At 45.2% G+C, this 18,550-nt stretch carries 14 protein-coding genes; 11 read left to right on the top strand and 3 right to left on the bottom strand.

Features of this window, described 5'->3' with window-relative positions:
- Positions 1-185: 185 nt before the first annotated feature.
- The 3 genes from dnm_RS13195 to dnm_RS13185 form a co-directional block, all read right to left on the bottom strand.
- Positions 186-848 carry a cytidylate kinase-like family protein gene (locus dnm_RS13195; protein ID WP_207683103.1) on the bottom strand — a complete coding sequence of 221 codons (663 nt, stop codon included), beginning with the start codon at positions 846-848 and terminating at the stop codon, positions 186-188.
- A gap of 96 nt (positions 849-944) precedes the next feature.
- Positions 945-3,005: a serine protein kinase PrkA gene (locus tag dnm_RS13190; protein ID WP_207683102.1), complete on the bottom strand. Its 2,061-nt coding sequence runs from the start codon at positions 3,003-3,005 to the stop codon at positions 945-947.
- Between the two features lie 176 nt (positions 3,006-3,181).
- Positions 3,182-4,690, bottom strand: a complete 1,509-nt coding sequence (locus tag dnm_RS13185; protein ID WP_207683101.1) for a serpin family protein — start codon at positions 4,688-4,690, stop codon at positions 3,182-3,184.
- 923 nt (positions 4,691-5,613) lie between these two features.
- Here dnm_RS13185 and dnm_RS13180 point away from each other — a divergent pair.
- The 11 genes from dnm_RS13180 (at position 5,614) to dnm_RS13130 (ending at position 18,338) form a co-directional block, all read left to right on the top strand.
- The gene (locus dnm_RS13180; RefSeq protein ID WP_207683100.1) at positions 5,614-6,609 is read left to right on the top strand and encodes a ParA family protein; all 996 of its coding nucleotides are present in this window, start codon (positions 5,614-5,616) and stop codon (positions 6,607-6,609) included.
- The gene (locus dnm_RS13175) at positions 6,581-7,120 is read left to right on the top strand and encodes a recombinase family protein (RefSeq protein WP_207683099.1); all 540 of its coding nucleotides are present in this window, start codon (positions 6,581-6,583) and stop codon (positions 7,118-7,120) included. The genes dnm_RS13180 and dnm_RS13175 overlap by 29 nt, the downstream gene beginning before the upstream one ends.
- Positions 7,121-8,083: 963 nt before the next feature.
- Entirely contained in the window at positions 8,084-10,411 is a 2,328-nt protein-coding gene (locus dnm_RS13170) for a sensor histidine kinase (RefSeq protein ID WP_246556309.1), read from the top strand.
- Positions 10,412-10,593: 182 nt separating this feature from the next.
- Positions 10,594-11,376, top strand: a complete 783-nt coding sequence (locus dnm_RS13165; protein WP_207683098.1) for a sensor histidine kinase — start codon at positions 10,594-10,596, stop codon at positions 11,374-11,376.
- Between the two features lie 235 nt (positions 11,377-11,611).
- Positions 11,612-12,169, top strand: a complete 558-nt coding sequence (locus dnm_RS13160; protein WP_207683097.1) for a response regulator — start codon at positions 11,612-11,614, stop codon at positions 12,167-12,169.
- Positions 12,170-12,186: 17 nt separating this feature from the next.
- Positions 12,187-12,945 (top strand): ATP-binding protein, encoded by a 759-nt coding sequence (locus dnm_RS13155; RefSeq protein WP_207683096.1) that lies wholly within the window; start codon positions 12,187-12,189, stop codon positions 12,943-12,945.
- A gap of 52 nt (positions 12,946-12,997) precedes the next feature.
- Positions 12,998-13,519 carry an NUDIX hydrolase gene (locus dnm_RS13150; protein ID WP_207683095.1) on the top strand — a complete coding sequence of 174 codons (522 nt, stop codon included), beginning with the start codon at positions 12,998-13,000 and terminating at the stop codon, positions 13,517-13,519.
- 231 nt (positions 13,520-13,750) lie between these two features.
- Complete coding sequence (locus dnm_RS13145; protein WP_207683094.1) at positions 13,751-14,266, top strand: hypothetical protein; 516 nt, start codon at positions 13,751-13,753, stop codon at positions 14,264-14,266.
- A 612-nt stretch (positions 14,267-14,878) separates the two neighbouring features.
- Positions 14,879-15,520, top strand: a complete 642-nt coding sequence (locus tag dnm_RS13140; protein WP_207683093.1) for a succinate dehydrogenase cytochrome b subunit — start codon at positions 14,879-14,881, stop codon at positions 15,518-15,520.
- A 143-nt stretch (positions 15,521-15,663) separates the two neighbouring features.
- Positions 15,664-17,577 carry a fumarate reductase/succinate dehydrogenase flavoprotein subunit gene (locus tag dnm_RS13135; RefSeq protein ID WP_207683092.1) on the top strand — a complete coding sequence of 638 codons (1,914 nt, stop codon included), beginning with the start codon at positions 15,664-15,666 and terminating at the stop codon, positions 17,575-17,577.
- A complete protein-coding gene (locus dnm_RS13130; protein ID WP_219739704.1) occupies positions 17,574-18,338 on the top strand; it encodes a succinate dehydrogenase/fumarate reductase iron-sulfur subunit in 765 nt (254 codons plus the stop codon). The genes dnm_RS13135 and dnm_RS13130 overlap by 4 nt, the downstream gene beginning before the upstream one ends.
- Positions 18,339-18,550 lie beyond the last annotated feature (212 nt).

Here is an 18,550-nt window from a genome sequence, read left to right as displayed (position 1 = left end):
ACACGATGATTTAATGACCGCGTTTGAGCGGTTTTGCTTGGAACGGAATTAAAATAAGCGGGCACGACCATGTGATATTAAGTGCGGCGTTTACAGCAAACATCAAACACCGCACCCACTAAAACATTTTCTTAAAGAATTATGAGTCACGGAATTTAAAACAAACATTCTTTTTTACCGACGGGCTACTTTTCCAAGACCTTCGCGACGGCGTTCACGGCTGCTTCGATGCTTATCGTCCCTGTATTGATCACAAGATCATAATTTAAAGGATTTGTGATATCCGCATGAAAGTATTTTCTTATAAAAGCCTTGCGGTCGGAGTCTGTTCGGATAACACGCCGGTTTGCCTCTTCAACAGATACTCCGAAATCACGGGACACATTTTGCACTCTCACTTTCAGCGGGGCAACCACTCGCACCCTGAACCTTTTTTCAGGAGGCAGCACAAAGTTTGCCCCTCTGCCCACCATGACAGCCTGGCCGTGTTTCCCGATGGCTCCCACAATTTTCAGGAGATGGCGGAGATACTGATCCGGCCAGAGGTGGCGGTCATCTACAAGGGAAGAAATCCAGTTTTCCAGAACATTCAGACCTTTTTCATCCAGCGTTTCGAGAAGTCTGTCGCTCACTTTCGCGCTTTCAGCCATCTCATGGATAACCTCCTGGTGAAACAAGTCCAAACCAAGCTTTTCTGCAAGCCCCTGGGCCACCAGGCGGCCTCCGCTTCCGGCCTCTCTGGAGATCGTAATGACAGGGACAGGCTCCTCTTTCTTTGGCTCCGCTTGCATCAGCTGCCATCTCTGCACCTGCTCTTCAATCATCTGCTCGACAGAACGTTTAGCCATATTTCCTCCTTTCTTGTGTTTGGTGAATCTGTGCTTACGCGGTTGCCGCATTTCTCAACCTTGCACGCCTCAGAATTCACGGTTTCAAGTTATTCACTATTTCTCATCCTCCTGGGTGCAAAAATATTCAATGGTTTTCTGAGCGCATGTCCGACAGTAGTTGAGCTTGTTCAGCATGGTGTCTATCATGCGGTCATACAATTTCTGATTTTCCTCATTGGTGCGGTTTGCCAGCGCGCCGATGAGACTCCCCGCGCCTGCGATGTCAGATTTGAGGCGGACATCGGTCACGGCTTTGACCAGTTCCAGGTTATCCATAAAATCATAATCAGGATCCACGGATATCTTCTGTCCGTAAATTTTCCGAATGGATGTCCTGAAGGTCTCCCGTTTTTCCTGGGTCTTGAGTTCCAGACGCTCTTCAACGCTCTTGATATAACGCTCGTCAATCTTCAGGGCCTTGAGTTCGCTGGTCTGGGGGTCCTTGTATTTCCACATCTTGTCGGGTCCCAAATTTTCAGCGTCAATGCCGATGATCATGTTGACGTAGTTCATAACATCTTTTCGGATGGCAAGAGGTTCGTCCATATACGCATTAAACATCTCAGTCATGATACGCTCGCGATACATTCCTTTTGCCATTTTGAGGTCTTCAAGATACTTGGCTCTGTCATTGGCATCTGTGACATAATCCAGAATCACCCGCTCAATCGCTTTGAAGATGTCATACGCGAACATGCACTGCCCCTCATTTGTCTCGGAGCTTTCGATCAGAAGCTGGATGGCCCTGCCCAGGTTTCGCTGCCCCAGACCTTTCTGACCAAAACGTTTTACAATATCCGGGTCCTGATTGAGCGTGTCAATGACTTCGGCCAGGGTCTTGATACTCTTTTCACCGGCCACTTCCCCTGAAGCCAGCTTTAAGGTCTCAACCGGTGTCAGTTTTTCAGACCGGGGCAGACGGGTCAGAACTACGGACACAGACGCGGCGTAATTCAGGTTGGGGTCCTGGTGGAGGCTCTCCCGGTTAATGGTTGTCCGGGGCTCGCTTCCGATGGAATAATTGGTGAGGTCTTTTTGCAGCTTGTAGTTCGTATTGTGTGACACATAGCAGATTCTGCATCTGTCAACAATGGGCGCCTCTTCCTTTTCAGCTAAAAATCGGTTAAATTCCGAGTTGTTACTCGTGGCGATGATCAGGGTGTCAATGGGCCATTTATACCCGTCAATTTCAATGCTGCGGTTCTGAATGACCCCCAGATAAACTTGTACCAGGTCTTTCTTGTTCTTGTATATTTCATCGCTGAAATGGACACCGCCGCCGGCAACGCGTGCCAGCGCGCCTCTTCTTAAATCAAAACGATACGGGTTGTTGGTGTCGGTGATGTGAAGGAGTCGCTGGATGGATTCTTCTCCTAAAAGATCCACGGCTGAGGAGGTGATCTTATCTTTTGCCGGATATTTTCCGGTCACGGTTCCCAGGCTTTCAACCAGAGGGACTGGTATCACTTCAATAAATTTGAGCATTTCATCAATATTGCCGCCTGTGAAATTGGCAATATCATTCCAAATATACCCGCTGCACGCGCCCATGGGACGATAGTTCTCATAAAAGGTCTCAACCTCATCATCTGAAAACCCGAATTGGCTGGCCAGCCAAGTTTTATTTTCATCCGGGTCTTCAAAGAGATTCATGGCCAGAATCATGGGATCTTCGTAAGTCTGGGATTCTATGACGCTGATCCTTCCGTAATGCCCGAGCTTGTCTATGTTTTTAAATCTGAAGGTATATTTCCGATTTTGCGGCTTGGTCAGAAAGTTGCGATATTTGGTGCAGAGAAATTCGACAAAGAATGTTTTGCCGTTCCCCGGCTCTCCTACAAGCACATACGCCATTTCTTTGGATGAGCCCCCCTCGGCCGCGTCCTTGACATAAGAAACAAAGCTGTTAAGTTCGTCATACATGCCGATGATCGGCTTTTTTCCTGTTCGAAAAATACTGAAATCGTAAGTTGTTTTGCCATTCACCACAACTTTTTCGATATTGCTTTCCAGAATCATTCTGGTGACGCTCTGAAAAGCGTTTTCAAAACATCGCCCCCCCTCTTTGACAGCAGTCAGGTGATGCTGAAGTTTACTGTTTTTTGGGTTTGTCATTTTTCCCCCTATATAAGTTTGAAAATTCTTTTATTCTTTCCCTTGTTTTGCAAAAGGTAAAAGTTATTCTCACTTTTTTCCGCAAAATAAGGGAACTGAACGGTTACCACGGTCATAACAAGAACAAAACCTATGCGTAAAAACACACAGGACTTTACTCCTGCAATCAGAAAAAATCATTCTGCCAGACTGACAATGCGGCCCATAAAAAGGATCGCCCCTGTTTTGTCCCGGATAAAAAAGATAAAGGGATGATCCATGGTAAATTCCACAGGCTCCGGCGGAATTAAAGCTTCAATTGGCACAGGCGTGGCCGCGGCTGCTTCTGTGCCTGTTTCATCAACCGAAATAAATGCATTGTGAATCACATCGTTTAGAAAAAGATTCTGTGTTCCGTCCATGCCGGAAAAATCAGCGGAATCTGTAAAAAGTTCGGACATCCCCATGTCAGCAAGCGTCTCCCTCAGACTGACCACAGCAGATTCATATCTGAATTTTGGCATCTTCAGCCGCACATATTTTTCCTGAAGATTTTTTAATATTTCATTTAATTTCACAGCGTCAAGCGTATCCTGGAAACTTTGGAAATTTCCGACTTCAGGAAGCAGGACAACCATTGACAGCCCCGAGGGGGTCCGAAAATCATTGCCATAAAGTAATTCTGCTGCCTGGTATCCGTTTCCTTCTGTATAATTAAAATCTGTTGTTTGTGACATCATCGGCACTGAGACCCGGGTGCCGTCAGGGAGACGGAACAGTCCGTCCTCTGTGTCCTTTTCTCTGAAAGGAAGGAGCCATGCTGCATTAAAATAAATCGCATTGCTCAGAACAAGGTGAGTGTCTTTGGCAACTGCGCCCCGGGGAATCAGGTCCTTAATTTTGTCTTCTGTTTCGTTGCTGATCCAGTTATTCATGACAACCCGGGCTGATTCCGGCGCGTTTTGAAAATCAAGAAGGTTCATCCCCGCGCCGTAATTTTCAGCCAGAATATCCAGATACGAGGGAAGAAAAGCGTGCCCGGTCTGCCCCCAGAGGGAATTGGTGATATTCAGGCTGAATCCTCCCCTGTTTCCACTTTTACTGGTTTCACTTCGGCAGGTGAGCTCAATATCCAGGGCATTAAACGCGGCATGCAGGCGCTTCTGAGGAAGCGTAAAATAAAGGGTTTCTGCCAATTGCTGTTCGGTTTCATTTCTGGTTCCGGCATAGACCATGGCAAGGATAAGAGAGATGCTGTAAGGAGAACAGAACAGATTTTCATTCCTATGAGAAATGGCGTGGTAGAGATCAAGCGCGAAAGCGGTGCTTCCGGACACCAGTTCCGGTATATCTGCTTTGCTTAAATCAGATAAGACTGTTCGGGGTTTTTCTGACTTGACAATCTCCATTTTAATTGGCTGTGGTCTGAGATTTGCAACAATCTGTGAAAGATAAATGACATCGGCTGTTCCTAACCTTCCGTCCTGGTCAGCATCATTCCCGACATAAAGAACTGATGATGGCGGATGTGAATTTACCATCACCTGCAATATCAGAATAATATCAGCTAAATTCAGCTCGCCGTCACCATTAATGTCTCCGTTGAAAAATACTGATCTGTCGGGTGATGTTTCCGCGGGAGACAAACTGGGGATGGTCAAAATAAGGAATATTAAAAATGCTGCGTTTCTGATGTGTTTTGTCATTTTCGCTTCGCTTTTTTAAGATTGTTTATCCTGCCGACCGGCATAACTCAGCAACTATTTGAAAAAATATATTTTTTCAATATTCCTGAATACTGCTGACATTTAATGGGGGAACTCCGAATAAATCATATGTCTGATTCGGAAAATCCCTGATAAAAGTTTATCAGACTATATTTAATTTACCAGAATCAACATCTGAATGCAATAATATTTTTAGTCATATTAAAAAAGTTAAAAAAACGCATCACATGATAAGTGAGGAACATGGGGAGAGAAAGAAGGAAAAGGTCATACAAATCAGGCAGGGAAAGGGACAGCAGGGAGACTGCTCCTGTCTGAGCTGTGTTTGTCTGACAATTTGCTATTTTTCAAAATAAATTTTTTGATTGTCAAAAACACAGAACTGTGGCAATAATCCATCCAAACTAAATCCGTTACCGCCGCGGACAGGGGATCCTGGCCGCACTGTCTTGCTTTTTGCGAAGTTCATTAAAACATTCCCGGACAATGACATTGAAAAGGGAAATATGATTTGTGATGAATCAGACCCAAGCCATGTGTCGCGGTTCAGCTGACTCCCGAATCGCAGGTTCGGCAGGGATTGTTCAGCTTTCACAGATGGTTTTAAGTTTTTAAAATTTTTTGAAACTATTTAGAGTTTATGTTATAGTACTTAGATTTAGGTATGTCCCGGCATGATTTTTGCATGGGAAGGTTGTCCCGGAAAAAAAGCCGTTTCCGGGCCTGAAAATTTCATTCGTCCGTTCGGAATCCCGGAGGCCGCCTCTGTATGCAACTTTCGTGCCAGGACATACCTAAATCTAAATACTATATGATTTATTTTTTATCCTGAACAAAACATGAACATTCCGGTGTTTTTTCTGACACCTGACACTCGTCTTCATAATCATTCAGTTGGAAAAATGAAAAATAATAATTCAAAGCCTCCTAAGTACCTTATCAGTACGTCAGAATTTGGCGAATATACAGGTCAGACAGCAAATGATGTTGCGAACTTTTTTGGCGAAAAGGAGCTTGTTCGCCTGTCAGGAAGCAGACTGGGTATCCCTTCCCAACTGGCCAAGGTCTATCTGGCACTGAAAGAAGGGGTTGACTATGGATTCAAAGTCCTGGCGCACATTAATCTGAAGGGCGGTGTGGGAAAGACTACAAGCACCATATCCGCGGCCACCCGGGCTGTTCAGTACGGATTCAGGACATGTATTCTGGATATGGATTCCCAGGGGTCCGCCTCACTGGCCTTTGACATGGTTCCGGAAGATGATGATCCTATTTTTTTTGATGTCTGGCAAAACCCGGGGGAAATGGTGATGGGATCGTTAAAGAAAATTCAGGAAAACTTGTATATTCTTCCCTCATCATTAGACAACGGCCTTCTTGATGTCAATCTGATCAATCCTGTTTCTCAGAAAAACGCGGTTCACGGGGTTTGCGAAGAGCTGAAAGCCAATGGTTTTGATCTGATTCTGATTGATTGCCCCCCGTCATTGGGAACAGCGGTGATTTCAACTATCTGTGCCGCGGATATTATTGTTATTCCGGTTTGCAGTGACAAGTTTTCTTTTAAAGGGCTGAAACTGACATTAAATGAAATCTTTTCAATTCATGAGGCATTTAATCTTGAGAAGCCTGAAATAAAAATTCTTTACACAAAGTTTGACAGAAGATTAAAAATTTCAACAAATGCCTGGAATCGGCTTTCTTCGGACTATAAAGAATATCTGATCCCGTGTCCCATCAGGACAAGCGCGGAATTTTCCAAATCCCTTGAAAAAAAACAAACTGTTTTTGCGTCTTCAAAAAAAAGCAAGGCCAAAGCGGATTATGACAGCTATGTCAGATATGCTTTAAAGTTAAAAGGACATCAAAATGACAGAAAGGCCCGTGATAAAGGTTAAGCGAACAAGAAGACGCCTATATGATCCGTTGACCATTGAAACGGGTTACAGTGCGGAACAGAAGCCGCTTCATTCTTTATTATCACCCCAGAAAATTTCTCTGCTTTCGGAAATCGGATCTTTTATCGAAAGCTGTGTCAGGGATTCAGTTGAAGAAGAGGCCGGGGCATTGGGCACTGATTTATTTTTTCAAAAAGCAGAGATACAAAGTTTGCGAACTGAAGTGACCGAACTGAAATCAGAACTGACTGAACTCAGAAAGCAGTTTGCGGACCTGATAATCCGGCAGACAAAAACCAATGAGGATTCCGAAAAAAAATCTGATTTCCGAGTGAAAGATGATCGGGAAGCCATACTCAGTGAAATAAAACGCCTTTATCTGAAAGGATTTTCCCATGCCAAAATCGCAACCTATCTGAACAAAACAAAGGTCCCCACTTTGTCAGGACGGGGCAAATGGCACCGCTCCGCGGTTTCTAAAATTATCCGTGAGAAAATATCAGAAATATGAAAATGTCAGGTCCCGTGTGCTAAGTATTTGGAAAAAATGGGAATGACATTTTTTTTATATAAACGGCCATAAGCTGCCGGTCACAACGAACGATGAAAGTTTTACGGTTTTTCCTAACACCTAACACCTGACACCTGACACCTGACACCTGACACCTGACACCTGACACCTGACACCTGACACCTAACACCTAGCACCTTTTTCATATAAAACGCTTGCAGTGACGGCCTTTTTTGTATAAACTATTTTTTCCCGATTTTAACGGATGTTGTTGATATTTTTATCTTCCCGGAACTACAGGGAAAAAGTATAAAAAAGGGAAAACGCCCTGCCGGAGATGCTGTCCGACCGGGAACGGCATATGCGGAGGGCGCGTTCCCGAAGTGACGACCCGAAGTGCTAAAATTATATAACTCTCTGAAATAACTCATACGGACAAAAAAAATTGCTGAGATACTAATCTTAATTATTTCAAATAGTTAAAGTAAGTACCTGATCAAAAGTTTTTTATACATCTTTTTTTTCTGTGAACAGCGGAGAAACCCGGCTTTTTCCGTCACGGACGGCGGATCGTTCCGGTAAAAAAACCCGGGTTTCTTCCCCGGGAAGATATCGAAAACTTATGGTTAGGTACTTATTTACGTCACTTTGGGAACCGCGCTCGCCCGCTTCCTTTTCTTATATTTTTTCCTTGTAGTTTCAGGGAGATAAGAACATCAATAAAATCCGTTAGAATCAGTATTTTTTTTATATACGGGTGTCATTATAAGTCCGTCCATAAATTTAAAAATATTTTTTCTGATCCGGAGTTCTGAAATTTCATTTCAGCAGTCCGGAAAAAATATCGAAAATTTTTTGTCCGGATATTTATTTTACTCGATAATCAACTTTTTTTGTCATTTCTGCGAAAGCAGGAATCCATTTTCTTAAAAATACGCCCGAAACGGACAGATCATTCAATTATTGAAAAAGGAGCAGATAGCAGCTAAGGTGAAAGATCATCCCCTAGAAAAAGAGGAAGACCTCAAAATAGAAAAGGACCGCTATCGGGTTTTTATTGAAGATGTTGCGGATGGCTTTTATGAAACCGACCTGCGTGGAAACTTCAAATTTTTTAACAATGCCTTCTGTCGAATTTACGGATATTCCAGAAATGAATTCCGAGATCACAATTTCCGTGAATTTATGGATGAAAAAAACGCCAGAACAGCCTTTGAAAGTTTCAATAATATTTATCGCACAGGCAAAGGCACGACTGATATTATATGGGAAATTATCAGGAAGGACGGGGTGATTCGAATGGTCGAAATTTCTGCCAATCTTATCATTGATAATAACGGGGAAAAAATTGGTTTCCGAGGGATTGCAAGGGACATCACTGAAAAATTTCTGTTTCAGAAAGCCTTAAAGGAATCTGAACAACTTGCTCTCTGTCAGTATCAGGCCAGCCGCAACGCAGAGACACGATACCGGGCGCTTCTTGATTTTCTGCCCGACCCTGTGATTGTCTTTAATATGGACAGCACAGTCTCTTATCTGAATCCGGCCTTTATGAAAGTGTTCGGGTGGACATTGGAAGAACTGGAGGGGAGGTACGTCCCCTTTGTGCCTGATTTTCTGAAAGAGCAGACCCGTCAGGGCATTCGACATGTGCTTGCGGAAAAAGTCGTTCATGGTGTTGAAACCAAACGGCTGACAAAGGATGGCCGAATATTGGATATTTTGCTTGATATCGCGATTATTTATGAGGAAGATAATAAACTGGCCGGACAAGTGGGAATCTTTCGGGATATCACCGCAGAAAAGCGTATCTCACGGATCAATCAGGCGCTTTTCCGCATTACAAAGGCGTTGCATCGCTTTCGGGGTCTGGATGAACGCCTGGAGTTTATTATAAAGGATGTGCAGGAACTCATTGCAGTGGAAGGAGCTTCGATCATCCTGGCTGATGAAGAAAAAAAAGAATTTTTTTTCCGCGCTGCCACCTATGAAAATACCAAAACCGAGGAAAATATAAAAGAGATCAGATTTCCCATAGATAAGGGGGTGGCAGGTTATGTTTACAGAACCGGACAGCCGCTGCTTGTGTCTGACACATCCCAATGCCCTCATTATTTTCATCAGGTGGATGAACGGTCCGGTTATAAAACCCGAAACCTTCTTGACGTTCCCATCCGAACCCAGGACCGCACAATCGGTGTGTTATGCACCGTGGATAAAAAAGAGGGAGAATTTGATCAGACAGATGTCGAACTGCTGAACATGATTGCCGGCACTGTAGCCCTTCCCATTGAAAATGCGAGAATCAATCAGAAACTCAAACAGTCCTACGAAGAGGTCCGAAGTCTGAACCGGGCCAAAGAACGGGTGATACACCACCTTTCCCATGAATTAAAAACACCGGTCTCCATTCTGGATGCTTCTTTGCGTCTTTTGCGAAAAAAAGCTTCCGGTCTTAATGACAATCGCCTGAATCGGATCCTCAGCCGGGCTCAAAGAAGTGTGGACAGAATTCTTGAAATGCAATACGAAATCGAAGATATTCTCAAGGAAAAAGACTATGAAGCCTATCATATGCTCTCAACCTTGTTAAATGCCTGTACTGATGAACTGGAAACGCTTTTTGAGTTGGAAACTGGAAACTCGATATCTCAAAGTATTGTAGAGAGCGTTCGTGATCGGGTGGAGGAAATTTTTGGGCAGCGTAATTCTGTTTCTCAGGAAATCCGGCTGGATGAGTTTGTTGAAAAAAATATTGAAACCCTCGGCCCCCGCTTTGCCCACCGGAAATGCAATTTGCAATTCGAAATTCGAAATTCGAAGTTCGAAATTCCTTGTGTCCGGATTCCTTCTGATGTTTTGGCTAAAATTACAGAGGGACTGATCCGGAACGCTCTGGAAAACACCCCTGACGGCGGACGCATTGAGGTGACGGTCAGAAAGGGAGAGAGAGGCCCTGAGTTTGAAGTCAGAGACTTTGGCGTGGGCATTACAAAGGAAAACCAGCGTCTCATTTTTGAGAGTAATTTCACCACTCGTGAAACCATGCAGTATTCCTCCCGAAATGCTTATGATTTCAACGCGGGGGGAAAGGGGTTTGATTTACTCAGGATGAAGATATTTTCTGAGCGTTATTCTTTCAAGATTCAGATGAATTCCGAAAGATGCGGATTTATCCCGCGGGATGAGGATATCTGTCCGGGAAAAATCGAGCTTTGTGACCACTGCCAAACAGCGGAAGATTGTTTCTGTTCCGGCGGAACAACGGTGATTGTCCAATTTCCGCCTTAAGAAAAAAACGGTAGTGTTCTGAAACTGGAGCTAAACTTTATAACTCCTTGAATTTATTTATCGCATATCGGATAAAGTCCAGTTTTAGAACACCACCAAAAAAATCATCCGGAGTGCCAAACTTGCAGTTTGGCACTCCGGAAAACGATATAGTTTGACATAAATGGGTAAGCTATTGAAAAATGAAAAAAACAGATTCACAAAATTTCTTCCGGGAAGTTCAGGTTGAGTTTCTCATTCATGAGTTAAAGGATCCCATTTCGATTATTGAAACTGGTATTCGGACCCTGCTGGAAAAAAAAGAAAAATACGGCGCATTGTCTCCTCGTCAGGAGAAGACATTGAAACGTACATTGAGAAACACACAAAAGGCCCGGGGGATGTTGTATGATTTGTTGGAAGTCGGCAGAACCGAGGCCGGCTGCTTTAACTGCTGCGGGTTCCGGCCTGAAAATGTTGTGTATGATGTTTTGGCAGATGTTCTGGAAATCATGGCAGGGACGATTTCTGAGCAATATAAGGCATGCGGAGGGAAAAATGAGGTGATTGAATTTCTGGCAGATAGCGGTATTTTTCTGAACATTTCTCCCCGGCTGGCAGATGCGGAGATGCTTCAGGATGAGACCAAGTTTCGCCAGATTCTCGGCAACCTGATCAAAAATGCCCTCCATTTTCGGAAGAAATGGGTTGAGATCAACATGGACCAGCAAAACGGACGTCTGATTGCAGATATCACTGACGACGGTCCGGGGGTTGAACCGCACCATCATCAGATGATTTTTCAGAGATATGCTCAGATAAAGGAGGCCGAAGACCCGACATTACAGCGTAAAGGTCACGGACTGGGGCTCGCAGGTGCCCTGATTTTAGCCAAAAGGCTGGGCGGGAACATAGAATTAAAAAGTAAAAAAGGCAAAGGTGCCACGTTTCGCCTGACGCTTCCGATTACGTTAAACCATATATAGACTCGTTCCCAGGCTCTGTCTCACTGGCATCAACCTAAGCTTCCGGAGTGCGAAAATTATTTTTCGCACCCTCGCTAAAAACTGTCTCTGCCACTCCGGATGATCTTTAACTTTGGCGGTAAGACTTCGCTTGGGAACGCATACCGGCGGGCTCTGCCTGTCGTTGAAAGGCAGAAGTCCTCCGGGCAGGCATTCCCAGGCTTCGCCTAAGAAAAAAACTAAGGAGAACCTGAAAATGACAGAAATGAAATCTTACATCAGAGGAAAGCACATTCTGGCCGTGGATGATGAAGAAGACATTTTGGAAACCATTGAAGACATATTGGATGAGGCCCGTATTGACCGGGCCCGTGACTACGAAACCGCGTCTGAAAAGATAAAAAAGACCCGGTACGATCTGGTAATCCTGGATATCATGGGGGTCAACGGCCTTCAGTTATTGGAAGAAGCTACGGAACGAAATATTCCCGCAGTAATGCTCACCGCTCACGCGGTTAATCCCGAAACCCTCATGGAATCCATTCGTAAAGGCGCGATTTCCTATCTTCCCAAAGAAACTCTTGCTGATCTGGATGAATTTTTGGAATCGCTTCTTGGCGCTCATGAACGAGGAGAGCCTTCGTGGAAACTTCTATTCGAAAAATTGGGAGACTATTTTAATGAACGGTTCGGAGAGGACTGGAAGGAAAAAGACAAAGCGTTCTGGTCAGATTTCAGCCGTACTTATCAGGTTGGCAAGGGGATTCAGCAACGACTTGCAAAAGACGAAAGACTTCGCAGCATGGGAGTCTGAGGAGGAGAAACATTTTTATGAAAATCTTAATTTGTGGCAAAGGCGGCAGCGGAAAAAGTACCCTGTCCGTTCTTATCGCTAAAAATCTGAAAAAAAAAGGATATAATGTTCTGGTGGTGGACGCGGATGAATCTAACCTAGGTCTCCACCGTCTCATGGGCGTTCCGATGCCTGTCAACCTTATGGACAATCTTGGCGGTAAAAAAGAATTTAAGAAAAAAATTTCCCAGGCATTTCCAAAAGGGACATCCCAGGGCGTTTTCGATAAAAAATGGGGAATTCAGGACATTCCCGAGGCATATGCCGTACAGACCGGCGGAATAAAGCTGCTGCCTATTGGTAAGATTCATAACTTTGGCGAGGGATGCGCCTGTCCCATGGGGGTGCTTTCCAAAATGTTCCTTTCAAATCTTGAGGTTACGGATAATGACGCGGTCATCATTGACACAGAGGCCGGGATTGAGCATTTCGGAAGAGGGCTGGAAGCGGGCTGTGACATGATTCTCGGTGTTGTTGATCCCAGTTTTGAATCGTTTATGCTGGCAAAGAAGATGGAAGAAATGGGGCAGAACGCGGAGATATCGGTTTTCTTTATATTAAATAAGGTGGATGAACAGGTTGAAGCCGCAATGTCTCAACATATCAGCTCCGAAAAGGTGGTTGCCAGAATTTCAAAAAACAATACCATCTTTATGAAGTCCCTTCAGGGCGAAGAACTCACTATGGAGCTTCCGGAGATAGATCAGGTGTGTCAGTTCCTTATTAAAGGGAATTGAGAATTGAGAATTGAGAATTGTCAGTCTCACTTTTTTTCATGAAGAGAAAGTCATGCAAAAGAATTCTGAACAAAATGATGAATTACTGGATATCGTGGATGGGTATGACAATGTTATCGGTCAGAAATGGCGTTCAGAGGTCTATCAGGAAGGTTTGTCATGCTTCCGGGCGGTCAATGCTTTTCTCGTAAATTCCCGAGGACAAATCTGGATCCCCCGCCGTACTGCTGATAAGAAAATTTTTTCCCTGTGTCTTGATGTCAGCATGGGCGGACATGTGAGCAGCGGTGAAAGTTATGAGGCTGCTTTTCAGCGTGAATTAAAAGAAGAATTAAACCTGGATACAGAAGAGATTGATTACCGCTTTTTGGGCTATCTCACTCCCCACAAAAATAGCCTGTCAGCGTTTATGAAGGTTTATGAGATACAATCGGATCATGCTCCGAATTATAATCTGCGGGATTTTATCGAATTCTTCTGGCTGACACCTCAGCAGGCATTGGAAAAGATTGAGAGGGGATGGCCTTCAAAGGGAGACCTGCCCAAGCTGATTCAGATTTTTTATGGTTCATAAGGAGTCATCAGGTTTTTCCTCGTTCCCAGGCAGAGCCTCACTGGCATTAAGTTAAGCTTCCGGAGTGCGAAAATTATTTTTCGCATCCTCGCCAAAGACTGTTTTTGCCACTTGGGATAATCCTTAACTTAATGACAGTGAGGCTCTGCCTGAAAACGCATACAGCCAGGCTCCGCGTGCCGAGGCATTTACAACAGGTGAGTTTGGCATTTTTATGAAAGGAAAAATACAATGATTTCTGAACGTATTCAAGAGCTTCTTCAGATTCTCTGGGAAGAGGCACAGACACATGAGGGATTGCAAACATTTGTCGAAAAATATGGTGATGAACTGGATGAGGATTTTCTGACGGGAATCCTCGCTGTCATAGCAAAGGCAAACGAGGATGGAAATGAAGACGTTGCCCGGTTTTTTAATCAGATGGGGGAATTTATGCTGACATTGGTGATGCCTTCGGATGTCGTAAGAAGAAGTGCCGCAAAAACTGACGAAGCCCGATATCTTATCCGCATCCTGCTTGAAAAAGTCAACTCCCCAAAAGATCTTGACCATTTTGCAGCCGAATATATGAACGAATGTGATGAGGCATTTTTCGCTGTGTTGGAGCATGTTATCGCGGAAGAAAAAAACAAGGGCAATGAGGGAAATGCCAAGTTTCTTGAACAGGTCGGACAAACCTTGCAGCAGGTCCGAGGGCAGGCAGAGCAAGCGTCTGTTCACGAGTTGGAGGAAGGAGGGGTAAAATGAAATTTTTTGATCTGCCAGCGGTCTTTTGGGCTTTGATCTGCATAGCTGCCTGTTATCTATGCGATTCTCAAAAATGCACATACCGGAACTGTGAACTGAACACGATGAAATGAAATTTATCATCATTAAAAAGTTATAAAACCTCTGGAATAAATCCGATGTTTTCCTTTGTTTTCAAACAACGGATTCAGATCGAGAATGTCCTGTCAGACCCTTTAAAACCGGAGACTCCGACTCGGTTTTGTCAATCAGAACCCAACAGGTTTCATTGCTTTTCGATCTGTCGGATGTAGGTTTATCACCTACACCGGCTTTACGTTCCCTGCCTACAAAATAATAATTTCCCTGCTGATTTACACCAGTCAGTTTTTTCGATAGTTATCATCCTCATAAATGAGGGAACTCTCCAAAAAGAATTTACTCATTCTCCGCTATTTTTCTCTCCGGCCGAAATAACGTCTGACGAGACTGTTATTTCGGCCATCTGGGGGAAGCCTTACGGAAGTGAGAAGTGAGAGCATTCTGATTTCGCTTTTATATTTCATTGTGACCCGGGAGGACACAATTTTTGTTTACTTGAAAGTCTCTAACTCAATTAAGACGGAGGAAAAAATGAACTGGCTGAAAAACACACTCGGATCATCCGTCGGTAAAAAGCTGATGATGGCGCTTACCGGCCTGAGTTTTTGCGGTTTCCTCACGGTCCATTTTGCAGGCAATCTTACGCTGTTTCGCGGTAAAGATGCTTTCAACGGCTACGCCGGGCATCTGCACTCTTTGGGGTCGCTGATCACTTTTGCAGAATTCATATTATTATCGCTTGCAGCGGTTCATGTGCTGACCGGACTTACCCTGTTTTATCAGAACCTCAGCGCAAGACCCAAACGATATATGGTGAACAAAAGCGCAGGCGGACGGACCGTAGGCTCACAGACCATGCCTTACACGGGTCTTTTGCTGCTGGCTTTCATTATTTTTCATATTCAGAACTTTCATCTCGCAGACAAAACCCACCAGACCATTTATGACATCGTATCCAATTCATTTGCTCAACCCGAGTATGTTATTGTTTATATCCTTGCGATGATCATTGCTGCCATTCATGTCAGTCACGGATTTTGGAGCGCATTCCAAACCCTCGGGGCCAATCACCCCAAGTACATGCCTCTTATTAAAAGCGTCGGCGTTGTTTTCAGTCTGTTGGTGGGAGCCGGTTTTGGCTTTATTCCGATTTATATTTCGCTTATTGCATAACGAAACTTGAAACTTGAAACTTGAAACTCGAAACTTGAAACTTGAAACTCGAAACTCGGATAATAGAATACATGCCCATAAGAATATCTGTCAAACTTTCAAATTTCAAATCTCAAGTTTCAAGTTTACAGAGGAGAACAACAATGCAGCTTGACGCAAAGATTCCCGGAGGCCCCCTGACAGAGAAATGGGACAGACACCGTTTTGAACTGAAACTGGTCAACCCGGCCAATAAAAGAAAATTCAATATCATTGTTGTGGGAACCGGTCTTGCAGGAGGATCCGCGGCAGCGACCCTGGCCGAACTCGGGTATGATGTGAAAAACTTCTGTATCCAGGACAGCCCCCGCCGCGCCCACAGCATCGCGGCCCAGGGCGGAATTAACGCGGCTAAAAATTATCCCAATGACGGTGACAGCATCTGGCGCCTGTTTTATGATACCGTGAAAGGCGGAGATTTCAGAGCCAGAGAAGCCAATGTCTGTCGGCTTGCCCAGCTCAGTACGAACATTATTGATCACTGTGTGGCTCAGGGCGTTCCCTTTGCACGGGATTACGGCGGACTTTTGGCAAACCGTTCATTTGGCGGCGCACAGGTCTCAAGAACCTTTTACGCCAGAGGACAGACAGGCCAGCAGCTTTTGCTGGGCGCGTACAGCTCGCTGTCCCGGCAGATTGCCGCCGGCAAAGTGACCATGTTTCCCCGCCGGGAAATGCTGGAACTTGTCGTGATTAACGGGCAGGCAAGGGGCATTGTGGTCAGAAATCTCGTGACCGGCGAAATGGAACGCCATGAGGCGCACGCTGTGGTATTGTGTACCGGCGGCTACGGAAACGTGTTTTTCCTCTCCACCAATGCCATGGCTTCCAATGTCACCGCGAGTTACAGGGCTTATAAAAAAGGAGCTTTTTTTGCGAACCCCTGTTTCACACAGATTCATCCCACCTGCATTCCGGTTCACGGCGATTATCAGTCCAAACTGACACTCATGAGCGAAAGCCTGAGAAATGACGGCCGGGTATGGGTTCCCAAAACTCCCGGGGACAAACGTCCGCCGCATCAGATTCCGGAAGCAGAAAGAGATTATTATCTGGAGAACAAATATCCCAGCTTCGGAAATCTGGTTCCCCGGGATGTGGCATCACGGAACGCCAAAGAGCAGTGCGACATGGGCAAAGGGGTCGGAGAAACTGCCCTTGCGGTATATCTTGACTTTGAAGACGCCATAAAAAGAGACGGCAGGGATGTCATTGAAAAGAAATACGGCAACCTTTTCCAGATGTACGAAAAAATTACCGCGGATGATCCCTATCAGACCCCCATGATGATCTATCCGGCAGTCCATTATACCATGGGCGGATTGTGGGTGGATTACAACCTCATGAGTACCATTCCGGGCCTGTTTGTTCTTGGTGAGGCGAATTTCTCCGACCACGGCGCAAATCGTCTGGGGGCCAGCGCGCTTATGCAGGGACTCGCGGACGGGTATTTTGTTGTTCCTTACACCATTGGCGGCTATATTTCAGGAACAACTCCGGAGGATGTCACCACGGACCATCCCGCGTTCAAAGAGGCAAGTCAGCAGGCAGAAATACGCACCCGCAAGCTTCTTTCTGTAAAAGGGAAGCGAACCGTGGATGATTTTCACAAGGAACTGGGGCATATCATGTGGGAATATTGCGGTATGGCGAGAAATAATGAAGGATTGGACAAAGCCAAAACAATGATCCGGTCGCTTCGTGAGGAATTCTGGGAAAATGTCCTGGTTCCGGGAGGGGGCAAAGCCTTTAACCAAAGCCTTGAAAGAGCCGGACGTGTTGCGGATTTCCTTGAGTTCGGAGAATTAATGCTCACGGACGCGCTGGCCCGCCAGGAATCCTGCGGAGGGCATTTCAACGAAGCCTATCAGACCGAAGAAAACGAAGCCAGACGCGATGATGAGAACTTCTGTCATGTGGCCGCATGGGAATGGGCAGGAGATGACAAAGCACCTGTGTTTCACAAGGAGCCTTTGGTTTTTGAACACGTCAAACTAACACAGAGGAGCTACAAGTGACAAAGACGATCAATATAACCCTGAAGGTGTGGCGTCAGTTCGGACCGGATGTCAAGGGCCGCCTGGAAACCTATCAGGCAAAAAATATTTCAACGGACATGTCGTTTCTCGAAATGCTGGATGTCATTAACGAACAACTGACCCTTGAAGGAAAAGACCCCATTGCCTTTGATCATGACTGCCGGGAAGGTATCTGCGGCATGTGCGGTTCAGTGGTCAACGGCCGTGCCCACGGACCGGAAAAAGGAACCACGCTCTGCCAGCTGCATATGCGGCATTTTTCAGACGGAGACACTGTCGTTATCGAGCCATGGCGATCACGGGCATTCAAAATTATCAAAGACCTTGTGGTGGATCGCAGTGCTTTTGATCAGATCATCCAGGCAGGGGGATATGTTTCTGTAAACGCCGGCGGAGCACCGGACGGAAACGCGGTTCCCATTTCTCAGGAAAATGCTGAAAAAGCCATGGACGCGGCCGCATGCATCGGATGCGGCGCGTGTGTGGCATCCTGTCCCAACGCATCTGCCATGCTTTTTGTCAGCGCCAAGGTATCCCAACTGGCTTTGCTTCCCCAGGGGAAACCCGAAGCAGCGGAACGCGCATTGGCAATGGTCAGAAAAATGGATGATCTGGGATTCGGCAACTGCACAAATGAAACAGAATGCGAAGCAGATTGCCCCAAGGAAATATCCATCGTCAACATTGCCCGCCTGAACCGTGAGTATTTAAAAGCGGGATTTTTATCTTCGGTAATATGAAGTGTTAGGTGTTAGGTGTTAGGGTGTTAGGGTGTTAGGGTGTTAGGGTGTTAGGTGTTAAGTGTTAGGTGTTAAGATAGAATTTATGTATTCTTTCCTAACACCTGATACCCTGACACCCTAACACCTAACACTTAACACTTAACACCTAACACTTAACACTTAACACCTAACACCTAACACTTAACACTTAACACCTAACACCTAACACT

The sequence above is a fragment of the Desulfonema magnum genome (assembly GCF_017377395.1).
Lineage (GTDB): Bacteria > Desulfobacterota > Desulfobacteria > Desulfobacterales > 4be13 > Desulfonema_C > Desulfonema_C magnum.
The sequence above is the reverse complement of the archived record's forward strand: the minus strand, read 5'-3'. Positions and strand labels throughout refer to the sequence as shown.

Excerpts from the sequence above, each read along its gene's own strand:
- dnm_RS13150 (WP_207683095.1), top strand. The coding sequence starts at position 12,998 with ATGCAAAAGAATTCTGAACAAAATGATGAATTACTGGATATCGTGGAT.
- dnm_RS13190 (WP_207683102.1), bottom strand. The coding sequence starts at position 3,005 with ATGACAAACCCAAAAAACAGTAAACTTCAGCATCACCTGACTGCTGTC.
- dnm_RS13195 (WP_207683103.1), bottom strand. The coding sequence starts at position 848 with ATGGCTAAACGTTCTGTCGAGCAGATGATTGAAGAGCAGGTGCAGAGA.
- dnm_RS13155 (WP_207683096.1), top strand. The coding sequence starts at position 12,187 with ATGAAAATCTTAATTTGTGGCAAAGGCGGCAGCGGAAAAAGTACCCTG.
- dnm_RS13165 (WP_207683098.1), top strand. The coding sequence starts at position 10,594 with ATGAAAAAAACAGATTCACAAAATTTCTTCCGGGAAGTTCAGGTTGAG.
- dnm_RS13175 (WP_207683099.1), top strand. The coding sequence starts at position 6,581 with ATGACAGAAAGGCCCGTGATAAAGGTTAAGCGAACAAGAAGACGCCTA.
- dnm_RS13185 (WP_207683101.1), bottom strand. The coding sequence starts at position 4,690 with ATGACAAAACACATCAGAAACGCAGCATTTTTAATATTCCTTATTTTG.
- dnm_RS13180 (WP_207683100.1), top strand. The coding sequence starts at position 5,614 with ATGAAAAATAATAATTCAAAGCCTCCTAAGTACCTTATCAGTACGTCA.
- dnm_RS13160 (WP_207683097.1), top strand. The coding sequence starts at position 11,612 with ATGACAGAAATGAAATCTTACATCAGAGGAAAGCACATTCTGGCCGTG.
- dnm_RS13135 (WP_207683092.1), top strand. The coding sequence starts at position 15,664 with ATGCAGCTTGACGCAAAGATTCCCGGAGGCCCCCTGACAGAGAAATGG.
- dnm_RS13140 (WP_207683093.1), top strand. The coding sequence starts at position 14,879 with ATGAACTGGCTGAAAAACACACTCGGATCATCCGTCGGTAAAAAGCTG.
- dnm_RS13145 (WP_207683094.1), top strand. The coding sequence starts at position 13,751 with ATGATTTCTGAACGTATTCAAGAGCTTCTTCAGATTCTCTGGGAAGAG.